This is a genomic window from Hydrogenophaga sp. ANAO-22 (assembly GCF_042466645.1).
Taxonomy (GTDB): Bacteria; Pseudomonadota; Gammaproteobacteria; order Burkholderiales; family Burkholderiaceae_C; genus Hydrogenophaga.
Window position 1 is genome coordinate 2,351,275 of the sequence record NZ_CP159956.1, and the last position, 10,758, is coordinate 2,362,032.

General features: G+C 66.7%; 7 protein-coding genes, 1 tRNA gene and 2 pseudogenes. All 10 read right to left on the minus strand.

All coding sequences use genetic code 11. The annotated features are described in order from the left end of the window. Positions 1-95 precede the first annotated feature (95 nt). Positions 96-1,241: pseudogene (locus ABSY19_RS11210) on the minus strand (type VI secretion system tube protein Hcp); the annotation flags it as partial. Positions 1,242-1,396: 155 nt separating this feature from the next. Beyond that, positions 1,397-3,079: pseudogene (locus ABSY19_RS11215) on the minus strand (AAA family ATPase); the annotation flags it as partial. A gap of 221 nt (positions 3,080-3,300) precedes the next feature. Then, positions 3,301-3,600, minus strand: a complete 300-nt coding sequence (locus ABSY19_RS11220; RefSeq protein WP_382162647.1) for a hypothetical protein — start codon at positions 3,598-3,600, stop codon at positions 3,301-3,303. Between the two features lie 105 nt (positions 3,601-3,705). Continuing rightward, positions 3,706-3,781 (minus strand) — tRNA-Phe (locus tag ABSY19_RS11225). Positions 3,782-3,839: 58 nt separating this feature from the next. Beyond that, complete coding sequence (locus ABSY19_RS11230) at positions 3,840-4,544, minus strand: response regulator (RefSeq protein WP_382162650.1); 705 nt, start codon at positions 4,542-4,544, stop codon at positions 3,840-3,842. Positions 4,545-4,574: 30 nt separating this feature from the next. Then, complete coding sequence (locus tag ABSY19_RS11235; RefSeq protein WP_382162652.1) at positions 4,575-6,863, minus strand: ATP-binding protein; 2,289 nt, start codon at positions 6,861-6,863, stop codon at positions 4,575-4,577. Positions 6,864-6,868: 5 nt separating this feature from the next. Further along, positions 6,869-7,552: a DUF4390 domain-containing protein gene (locus ABSY19_RS11240; RefSeq protein ID WP_382162653.1), complete on the minus strand. Its 684-nt coding sequence runs from the start codon at positions 7,550-7,552 to the stop codon at positions 6,869-6,871. Positions 7,553-7,586: 34 nt separating this feature from the next. Next, the gene (gene rsmB, locus ABSY19_RS11245; RefSeq protein ID WP_382162656.1) at positions 7,587-8,948 is read right to left on the minus strand and encodes a 16S rRNA (cytosine(967)-C(5))-methyltransferase RsmB; all 1,362 of its coding nucleotides are present in this window, start codon (positions 8,946-8,948) and stop codon (positions 7,587-7,589) included. Between the two features lie 44 nt (positions 8,949-8,992). After that, positions 8,993-10,015 carry a M48 family metalloprotease gene (locus ABSY19_RS11250; RefSeq protein ID WP_382162659.1) on the minus strand — a complete coding sequence of 341 codons (1,023 nt, stop codon included), beginning with the start codon at positions 10,013-10,015 and terminating at the stop codon, positions 8,993-8,995. Next, positions 10,015-10,608, minus strand: coding sequence for a LemA family protein (locus ABSY19_RS11255; protein WP_382162662.1), 594 nt, complete (start codon positions 10,606-10,608; stop codon positions 10,015-10,017). Before ABSY19_RS11255 ends, ABSY19_RS11250 begins: the two co-directional genes overlap by 1 nt. Between the last annotated feature and the right edge of the window lie 150 nt (positions 10,609-10,758).

Below are 10,758 nucleotides of genomic sequence, written 5' to 3' on the forward strand. Positions count from 1 at the left end.
AAAGCCCATCGCGCGAGGGATGGGCTTTTGCGATATCTGATTGATTCTGTTGAATTTTTTCAGATCAGAGAGGGCTTGAGTGTAGCACCCTGGGCTCAGTCGTCCCGGTCCCAGGCCTGCATCAGGTCGGGCGGGATCATGTGCGCCACCTCCGCGAAACGCCGGCCCCACATGCGATCGGCCTGCTTCAGCAGGATGGTGACAGGGCTGCTCGGTTCATGGCGTTCGACCCAATGCCGGATGTGACGCAGCAAGGCCCGAATCTGCTCGCGCTCCTGCACGATGTGCGCATGGGTCGCCCCCGCGGCGGGCAAGGCAAGCGGTGCCGACCACCGGGCCTCAACAGGGTCACCCGGCGGCGTCGGCGCGCCGACGAGCTGGGCCTGGAAGCCCGGCCGCAAGCCATCCGATTCGACATCCTCGACCTGCAGCTTTTCGGCGCGCACGGGCGCCACGGCGAAGGCGGCCAGACAGCCCAACAGATGCATGAGCGGCCCTAGGTTGGGCGCATCGTCGCCCAGAGCGCCCTGGCTCCAATGGTCGATGCCCAGCACCGCATTGCCGCAAGCCAGCAAGGCACGCAAGGCGCCGTCGCCCTTGACGTGCAGATCCGCCAGCTGCCGCTTGACCCCTTCGGGCTCCGGAGCGTAAGGCGGGTGAGGCACGGCGAAGGCACGTTCCACATCGCGCACCGTCAAACGGAACGCGGTACCCCCGCTCACCACGACGTCGCGCACATCCCCCACCCGTTCCTTGATGATCTCGTCCTGGGACGAACCCGCCGGTTGCACATTGGTGATGACGACGTCACTCATCGTGAGCTTCAAGTACTCCAGCGGCGTGCCGCCGGCCTTGCGCACAGTCAGCACGGCTTCCGGAATGTGCTTGCCGGTCAGACAGAACTTCATCAGGTTGGGGCTGGCAGGGTTGCCTTCCACGTCCTGCACCACCACTTCGGCAGCGGCCAAAGGGCGGCGAGCCTTGGTCTCCTGGCTGGAGTTCGCAGGGTCCGCGTCGACGTAATTCATGATCCAGCCGTTGAGCCAGGTCTGCATTTCCTCGCGCTCCTTGAACGCACCGACCTTGTCGCGAACGATGGACTTGAGGTAGTGAGCGAAGCGGGTGCTGGCAAAGAGATAGGGCAGACGCGCCGACAGATTGGCGTTGGCCGTGGCGTCCGGGTCCATGTATTCCTGCGGCTTCTGCAACGACTGCGCGCCAATGAAGGTGGCATGGTCGGTGGCGTAGGCATCGTCACTCATGGTGACGGTGTTGCCCAGGGCTTGCTCGGCCAGCGTTCGGACGGCGGCTTCGACGGCCTCGCGCTGTTGATCTCCCCGAGGTTTGAATTCACGGTCCAGCAGGCTCGTGAAAAGACCGGGGTCGGAGAAGTGGGTGTCCAATCCGCCACGATGGATGCCACGACTCCTTCATCCACCTGAGTGTGGACACCAGGCCTATCACCCTGCAGTTGGTGCAAGTCCCGCTCCAGGGCCTGGAGTTCGCATGCCAGAACACGCCTTGAGTTTTCGTCTTCGATCCTGCGGCAGGCTTCGCGTTTTTCAAGAATGGCACTGGTGAGCAGACGCTCGGCCGCGCCTGCATCGGCCAGCACTTTGTGCTCGTGCTCCACGTCCGCCATGCGCTGCTGAACCTCACCCAGTGCCTCGCAGCGGTCTTTCCCTATGCTGGCCTCCTGCAAGAGAAGGGTGTGCTCGCCTTGCAAGGCATCCCGACGCGCCTGGATCGTCTCCAGTTCACGCGAGGGGGCATGGAGTGACATGGCGACCCGTGCGCACGCGGTGTCCAGCAAGCTGATGGCCTTGTCCGGCAATTGGCGCGCCGGGATGTACCGATGGGACAAGCAGACCGCGGCACGCACCGCTTCATCGAGCACCGTTACGCCATGGTGCCTGGCGAATGCGGGCACCAGGCCCCGCACCATGGCCACGGCGGCCGACTCTTGCGGCTCCAGCACTTGCAGTATCTGGAATCGCCTCGTCAGCGCGGGATCCTTTTCGATGTGTTTTTTGTATTCGGACCACGTGGTGGCACCAATCACACGAAAGGCGCCCCGCGCCAGCGCGGGCTTGAGAAGATTGGCCGCGTCGCCCGTTCCGGCCTGACCACCGGCCCCGATGAGGGTATGGACCTCGTCCACGAACAGGATCACCGGCACTTGGGGATCAGCCGCCTCCCTGAGCACAGCTTTCAGGCGCGATTCGAACTCCCCCCGCATGCTCGCGCCGGCCAGCAAGGCCCCGACATCCAGGCTCAGGATGCGCACACGATGCAGACTGGGAGGTACCAGACGGCCCACGACGGCCAGGGCCAAGCCTTCGACCACCGCCGTCTTGCCGACCCCCGCCTCGCCCGTCAGCAAAGGGTTGTTCTGACGGCGGCGCAACAGGATGTCCACCATGGTGCGGATCTCTTGCTCGCGCCCGACCACGGGGTCGATACCCCCTTCTCGCGCCAGCGCGGTGAGGTCGGCACAGTACCTGACCAGTGCGGACTGGCCGTGGGGCTCTGGATCGAGCGCACCACTGGCCTCCCCTGGCAATGCCGGTTGCCAATCGGTGGACTCATGTGCCATCGCAGCGTCTTCACTCGAGCCGCGAACCGCCAGCGGAAAGTCCTCCGCCATTTGCGCCACAGGAATTCTCTGGAAGCTCGCCGAGACACCCAACAACACGCGTCGCAAGTCAGGTGTTTGAAGCATGCCCCCCAACAGCCAAGCGCCACGGATGCGCTGGTCACGCATCGTCAGACTGGCAAACACCCATGCGCGCTCAATGGCCAGTTCGACCATATGGCCAAAATCATTGACACCCGCGGCACCGGTGGGCAAATGGGTCAAGGCCACCGTCAGATCTCTTTCGACCTGCGCGATATCCAGACTGTAGTGCGTGGCCAGCCGATGAAAATCGCCATTGGGCGCCTGCCAGAGTTGGTGCAACCAATGCACCACTTCTACATAAGGATTGCCTCTCAGCTTGGCCAAGACGGTGGCGGACTCGATGGCTCGAAACAGGTCGACATTGAGTTTGCCAAACAGTGTGCGGCGAGGAATGCTCAAGACACCCTCCCGCAATCGCGGCCACCTTCGACCATGAATTGCACATGGCCCGTACAAGTCAGCAAATTCATGCCGATCGCCCTCCTGACTGTTGTTTTCGTAGAGCTGCGAATGCTCGATTGCGAGCCACAACTCAACAACTGTCATATCTGACAGGATTGACGATGCAGTCATTTTTTGCATCAATCAATGCCTGCAACTCGATCCCGCGAAATGTCAATTCATGACCAAAAACCGCATTTCGTTTCAAATCGAAATTGAGAGCTGTCGAACGGAGGTTGAGAGTTTTTTTTCAGGATGTCTGGATGGCGCAACAATGCTGCACTCAATGCGCGTGTGTTGCGCACAGAACCAGCAGGCGATCGCTCGGCAAGGTTGGTGCGAGCGAGGCGTGCGCTGAAATTGGATTGGATTTGAAGAAAGTTGAACAGCGCGCTTTCCATCGGCCGTTCGATCAAATCGTGCGCGCCATCGGGGCAATTGCGCTCCGCCCTGGCACGGCCTTGCCACAGCAATGCCAAGGCACGCTCTGCGAGGTTGACACGGCAACAATGCAGAAGCCGCAGATCTGAACCCAAAAGCAAAACGCCCCAGAACCCTTATCGGGCGCTGGGGCGCATAAATACTGGTGGCCTGGGGCGGAATCGAACCACCGACACGCGGATTTTCAATCCGCTGCTCTACCAACTGAGCTACCGGGCCTTTGGAAGAAGCGAGATTGTAGCAGCTTCCGGCGCCTGGTTTTTCCGCCGTCGGGCGCTCAGAGCGCGTTGCGTTTGCTGCGCGCCAAGTCCACGCCGAGTTGCTTGAGCTTGCGGTACAGGTGGGTGCGCTCCAGGCCCGTCTTTTCGGCCACGCGGGTCATGGAGCCGGACTCTTTGGCGAGGTGGTATTCGAAATAGGCCTTCTCGAAATCGTCCCGCGCCTCGCGCAGCGGGCCATCGAGGTTGAACGACTGCAGCGACTGCGGGCCCAGGTCCATCATTGCCGGCTCGGGCAAAGCGCTGCCACTGACGGCGACCTCCACCGCGATGTCGGTCGATGACAGCATGCCACCGCCCATGCGCAGGGCGGACACGACGGGGCCGCTGGGCTTGGCCGGAGCCTTGTTGAGCCCCTGGTCCACCGCCTTGAGCAGCTTGGCCATGGTGATGGGCTTTTCGAGGAAAGCGGTGGCACCGATGCGCGTGGCCTCGACGGCGGTGTCGATGGTGGCGTGGCCGCTCATCATGATCACGGGCATGGAGAGCAGGCCACCGCTGGCCCACTCCTTGAGCAGGGTCACGCCGTCCGTGTCGGGCATCCAGATGTCGAGCAACACCAGGTCGGGGCGCAACTGGGCGCGCACAGCGCGGGCCTGTGCGGCGTTTTCAGCGAGTTCGACCGTATGGCCTTCGTCGTTGAGGATCTCCGAGAGCAGGTCTCGAATCCCCAGTTCATCGTCTACGACCAGAATAGTTGCCATGGCGCGGTGTGTGTCCCTCGGAACGTGTTGTCAATTTGCAACTGCGAATGATAACGACACTTGCGCGCCGATCACCTTGCCTTCGGTCATGCGGTTGCTCAGATCCACGCGGCCGCCGTGTTCGTCCATGATTTTCTTGACCACCGCAAGGCCCAGGCCGGTGCCCTTGACTTTGGTGGTGACGTAGGGCTCGAACGCCCGTTTGAGAATGTGTTCGGCAAAACCCGGGCCTTCGTCGAGCACCGACAGGCGCACCCACTGGCCGGAGTCGGAGCGCCGGGTGCGCAGCAGCACCTGGGCGTCGGGCACGCCGGCCATGGCGTCCTGCGCGTTCTGCACCAGGTTGTGCAAGGTCTGCCGCACCTGCTGCGGGTCGGCCATGGCCTTGGGCAGGTCGTCGGCAAGTTCCAGGCGCACCGGCACGGCGGCGTTGTCGTACAGCACGACGATATCGCGCACCAGGGCGTTGAGGTCGACCGGCATGAGTTGCGCGGCGGGCAGGCGCGCGTAGTCGCGGAATTCGTTGACCAGGCGCTTCATCGCATCGACCTGGTCGACGATGGTTTTCACCGACTTGTTGAGAATGGCCTGTTCGGGCGGCTGCACTTTGCCGTCGAGTTTCATGGCCAGGCGCTCGGCCGAGAGCTGGATGGGCGTGAGCGGGTTCTTGATTTCGTGCGCGAGGCGGCGCGCGACCTCGCCCCAGGCCTTGGCGCGCTGGGCGGACACCATTTCCGAGACGTCGTCGAACACCAGCAAGCGTTCGTTGTTGGGCAGCAGGGCGCCGCGCGCGATGAGGGTGATGCCTTCGTCGAAGGGCGTGGTGCCGTCCGCGCTGAGCTCGAAGGACTGCTGCCAGTAGCCGCCTTCGTGTTGCGCCTGGTCGGACAGGAAGCGCTCGAACTGCTGCAGCACGCCGCCGCCAAAGGTCTCCAGTCCCGGCACCTCGGCCAATGGCTGGCCCATGTGCACGGCCAGCGGCGTGTGCAGGATGCGCGCCGCGCCGGGGTTGACGCTGCGCACACGGCCCTTCTCGTCGAGCACGACGACACCGGCGGTGAGGTTGTCCAGGATGGTCTGCAGATTGTCGCGCGCGGCGTCCACCTGTTCCATGCTTTGCTGCACCGCGGCGCGCGCGTCCGAGAGGTCTTGTGTCATGTGCGCGAAGGTGCGCGTGAGGCTCGCGAGCTCGTCGCGCGAGGTCAGCGCGGTCTTGGGCGCGAGGTTGCCGGCCGCCACTTCGCGCATGCCCTCGGCGAGCACGAGCAGCGGGCGCACCAGCTGGTTGCCCAGCAGCACGGCCAGCAGCACGGCGCCGAACACGGCGAGGAACAGCGCCAGCGTGAGCGTGCCGATGTACATGCGGCGCAGACCTTCGCGGGTGAGCGCGCGCTCCTGGTACTCGCGGTTGGCGACCTGCACGGCCAGCGCGTCCGTCACCAGCGCACCGGGCAGCGGTGCCACCACCTGCAGGTAACGCGGCTCGGCGTTGAAACCGAAGTTGGGCGGGCTCACCAGGGCCAGCACCTTGATGCGCGGTTGGCTGGCCGCGATCAGGGCCTCGATCTCGCCGCTGCCGTCTTCCTCCAGCCCTTCGATCTGCGCCACGACGCGGGCGTTGCGGGCGCTGCGCAGCTGGGCTGGCGTGGGGCGCTCGGGGTTGATGTCGAAGCGCGAGCTGCCCGAGCTGCCCAGGGCCTGGCCGTTGGCGCTCCAGAGCACAAGGTCGGTCACGCCGAGCTGTTCGCGCACGCGCTCCAGCGCCAGCACGGCCGACGGGTTGGGCACGCGCGAGAGGCCCTCGGCGGCCACGCGGGTCTTGCTGCTGAGGTCGGCGGTCAAGGTGTCGAGCGTGGTGCGCCCGAGATTGAGGCCGGCGACCAGCGCGGATTCCACGCGCACGTCGAACCAGCTCTCGATGGAGCGCGAGACGAACTGGTAGGACACGGTGTAGATCAGCAAACCCGGCAGGATGCCGACCAGGCCGATGATGGCGGCGAGCTTGATCAGCAGCCGGCTGCCGAACTTGCCGCGCTTCAGGCGCAGGGCCAGGCGCAGGGCCAGCCACAGGATGACGAGCAACAGGAAGGCCGCCACCGCCACGTTGATGCCGACCAGCCAGTTGAAGTTCTGCTCGTAGAACGCGCGGTTGTTGGTGGCCAGGGTGAGCAGGAACAGCAGCACCATGCCCACGCCGGTCATGAACACCAGCCCGGCGCCGATGGCCCAGCGCACAGCGGCGGGCTTGGTCTTGGGGGCGGTGGTGTGGACCGGGGTCACGATGGGGTCCTGGCCGCGCGGGCCGTGCACGCTGGACATGGCCGCTAGCGCGTGGGCTCGCGCACGCTGGGTTCGCCGGTGAGCTCGACGGCGTGCACGCCGCCGGCCGTGTGGTCCGGGGCTTTGTCGGCCTCCGCCCGCCCGGGCACCGGCAGGGTCTGGCGGACTTCCACGGTCCATTCGGGCTGGTTGGCCATGCCGATCTGGAACGGCCGGGGCAGCAGGGTCAGATCCAGCCGGAACGAGAACTCGACTTCATGCTCGGCATCGGGTTCGAGCCGCGCCGCGTCGGCCAGCTTCCAGCGGGCCACGCGGCCCACGCCGGCCAGCGCCTCGTTGAGGGAGTCGAAGTTCTGGTGCAGGGCGTACTGCAGGCCGGCCCCGCCGGAGGCGGCGGCGGTCTCGTTGGACAGGCTCACGCGCCAGCGCCGGGTGAGCGGCTGGTAGGCCAGGCGCAGCGTGCGCGTGGCACTCGCCACGCGCTTGTCGGTCCAGTACCAGCGGGCACGGTAAACGTCGGCATGCCACACGAAATAGAGGGGAACGGCCTTGTACAGGGCGTCTTCGACCACCGGCGCGGGCTGGAGCTCCATGCGGGCCGAGAGGAACAGCGCTTCGGGGGTGCGCTGCAGGCCGAGCTGCTCCACCAGCGGGGCCTGGGCGTGCGCGGGCCAGAACGCCAGCAGCGACAGCGCCAGCCCCAGGACAAACCCACGCCATCGGTTCATGGCGCGGGCCCGGTGGGTGGCGATGGGCGGTCGGTCAAGGCAGGACCTTGTCGATGCGGGCATAGAAGAAACCGTCGTATCCACCCGGAGGATTGTCGTTGAACTCCCCCGACGGGGCGGCCGAACCGGGCAGCAAATGCCCCGGCGAAGGCCGATGAAGCGCGTCGGTGTGGCGCACAAGGAACGACTGGACCTGCCCGTCGCCTTCGGCGCGGAACACCGAGCAGGTGGCGTAGACCAGCCGGCCACCGGGTTTGAGCAGCGGCCAGAGGGCTTCGAGCAGGCCACGCTGCGTGGCCACCAGCGCATCCACGTCGCTGGCGCGGCGCAGCCAGCGCACGTCCGGATGGCGGCGCACGATGCCCGAGGCGGTGCAAGGCGCGTCGAGCAGGATGGCGTCGAACGGCTGACCGTCCCACCAGGCGGCGGGTTGTGCGGCATCGGCGCTGCGCACCGTGGCTTGCAGGCCCAGGCGCTGCAAGGTGTCTTCGATGCGCTCGCAGCGGCGCGGGTCCACGTCGAGCGCCAGCAGGTTCAGGTCGGCGCGTTCGAGCAAATGGGCGGTCTTGCCGCCGGGGGCGGCGCAGGCGTCGAGCACGCGGTCGGCCGCGGTCCAGGCCCGGCCTTCGAGCAACTGGTCGGCCGCCATCTGGGCAGCGGCGTCCTGCACCGAACAATGGCCCTGGGCAAAACCAGGCAGGCGCTCGACCGGCTGCGGAGCGTCCAGCACCAGGCCATCGCTGCCCGTGGGGGTGGCGGTGAGGCCGATGGCTTCCAGCGCCTGCTGGTAGGCGGTGCGCTCCACGCGGCGGCGGTTCACGCGCAACGCCATGGGGCCGGGCTGGTTGTTGGCCTCCAGGAGGGTGCGCCAGTGCTCGGGGTGGTCGCGCTGCAGGCGCTCGATCCACCACAGCGGGTGGTTCCAGCGCGCGACCGGGTCGGCCGCCACGTGCGCCAGCAGCGCCTCGCGCTCGCGCAGGAAGCGGCGCAGGCAGGCGTTGACGAACGCCGCCTGGCGCTCGGTGCGGCGGTCCTGGCGGGCGGCTTCCACCGCCTGGTTCACCACCGTGTGCGCCGGGTAACGCGGGGCATGTTCGTCGGTCGCGTCCAGCAGCAAGGCCACCGCGCTGGACATCAGGGCCTGCACCGGTGGCGCCGGCTTGCGCTCCACCAACTGGTTCACCAGGGCGCGCGCCGTCCCGAGGTGGCGCAAGGCGTGGAAAGTGAGCGCCTGCACGCCCGGCCGCAGCGCGGGCACCAGCTCGGGCAGCACCTCGCTCAACGAACGCCCCTGCTCGACCGCGAGCACGCAGCCCGCGGTGTGGCGCAACTGGGTGGCCAGGGTCGGGCCCTGGAGGCTGGGAGCGGAGGGGGTCGGGGAGGCCGGAGCGGTCAAGGCGGGTTCCGTGGCAAGCGCAGACAAAGCGAAGACCGCGAGTGTCACACAGCGCGGGACGGGGTGGCGGGTTCGTCCTCTCTCAGCAGCGGCAGCGGCCCCATGTCACGGCCATAGATGCGGCGGATGCGTTGGGCCAGCGGCGGGTGCGAGTCGAGCCAGTGCTCGGTCTTGCCGCCCGCGTTCGCCACCAGCAGCATGTGCTGCACCATCGAGCCCACCTGGCGCGGCACCACCCCTTCGCGCTGCTGGCTCAGCACCTTGCGCAGCACGCCGCCCAGGCCGTCGCGGCTGCGCGTCCATTGCACGGCGCGCGCGTCGGCCAGGTACTCGCGCTGGCGCGAGACGGCGGCCTGCAACGCGTGGCCGGCGAGCCAGCCCAGCCAGCCTGCGGCCATGATGGCGAGGCCGATCAGGGCCGTGATCCAGCGCCGGTCCCGGCTGTCGGGCTCGGCCAGGTCCTGGCCCATGCGAAACAGCATCTCCAGCCCGAACACCATGCCGACCAGCCGCATGTTCAGGCGCGTGTCGCCTTCACCGATGTGGCTGAACTCGTGCGCCACCAGGCCCTGCAGTTCGTCTCGGGTCAGGTGGTCGAGCGCGCCCTGGGTCACGGCCACCACCGCGTCGTTCTCGTCCCAGCCGGCCGCGAAGGCGTTGATGCCCTGGTCGCGCGCCAGCACCATGGCCTGCGGCCGTTTCAGGCCCGATGAAATCGCCATTTCGTCGACGATGTTGCAAAAGCGCTGTTCGTCGAGGTCGCCCGAAGGCTGCGCGGGCCGCGCGCCCATCTGCTCGGCCAGGCGCGCCCCGCCGCCGTCGGCCAGGCGGGAGGTCTCCACCCACCAGCCACCCAACACGAAGAGCAGCGTGACCCCGGTGTTGACCGAGAAGAAATAGCGGGGGAAGCGCAGTTCGCCGGGCATCCAGAATCCCCAGCTCAGGCCCCAGGCCAGGGCCAGCGCGGCGTTCACCGCCACCAGCAGCAACAGCACGGTGAGGCCGAACGCGAACAGCAGGCGCCGGGTCTCACCCCGGGCGTCGCGCTGGAATTCGAAGAAACGCATTACAGCTGGATGCGCAAGGCCTCGCGTTCGGCTTCGCTCGTGGTGGACGCCAGCATGGTCAAAGGCTGGAAGCCGAACAGCCGCGCAATGAGCAGCGTGGGGAACTGGGCGGCGGCGTCGTTGAACTCGAGCACGTGGTCGTTGTAGGCCTGGCGCGCGAAACCGACGCGGTTCTCGGTGCTGGTGAGCTCCTCGCTGAGCTCGCGCATGTTCTGGTCGGCCTTGAGATCGGGGTAGTCCTCGACCACCGCGAACAGCTTGCCCAGCGCGCCGCCCAGGGCCTGTTCGGCCCCGGCCAGGGCGCCGAGCGCCCCGGCGTTGAGCGGGCTGCCGGCCGCCGTCTGCTCGGCCGTGCGCGCCTGGTTGCGCGCGGCGATCACCGCCTCCAGCGTCTGGGCCTCGTGGGCCAGGTAGCGGCGCGCCACCTCCACCAGGTTCGGAATCAGGTCGTAGCGGCGCTTGAGCTGCACATCGATCTGGCCGAAGGCGTTGGCGATCGCGTTCTTGAGCCGCACCAGCCGGTTGTACGCCCCCACCGCCCAGAAGAACACCACCAGACCCAAGGCGATGAAAACCCACAGCGAGACGGACATATTCGGAACTCCTGGTTGTTGGCATGCGCCTCCCACCCATCGGAAGGCGCGGCCAATATACCCCGCGAGGCCCAGGCCAGGCCTGCACGCGCACCATGAAAAAAGCCCCCGATCGGACGACCGGGGGCTTTTGTTGGCTCGATGGCGAAA

Excerpts from the sequence above, each read along its gene's own strand:
- ABSY19_RS11230 (WP_382162650.1), bottom strand. The coding sequence starts at position 4,544 with ATGGCAACTATTCTGGTCGTAGACGATGAACTGGGGATTCGAGACCTG.
- ABSY19_RS11235 (WP_382162652.1), bottom strand. The coding sequence starts at position 6,863 with ATGTCCAGCGTGCACGGCCCGCGCGGCCAGGACCCCATCGTGACCCCG.
- ABSY19_RS11240 (WP_382162653.1), bottom strand. The coding sequence starts at position 7,552 with ATGAACCGATGGCGTGGGTTTGTCCTGGGGCTGGCGCTGTCGCTGCTG.
- ABSY19_RS11250 (WP_382162659.1), bottom strand. The coding sequence starts at position 10,015 with ATGCGTTTCTTCGAATTCCAGCGCGACGCCCGGGGTGAGACCCGGCGC.
- ABSY19_RS11255 (WP_382162662.1), bottom strand. The coding sequence starts at position 10,608 with ATGTCCGTCTCGCTGTGGGTTTTCATCGCCTTGGGTCTGGTGGTGTTC.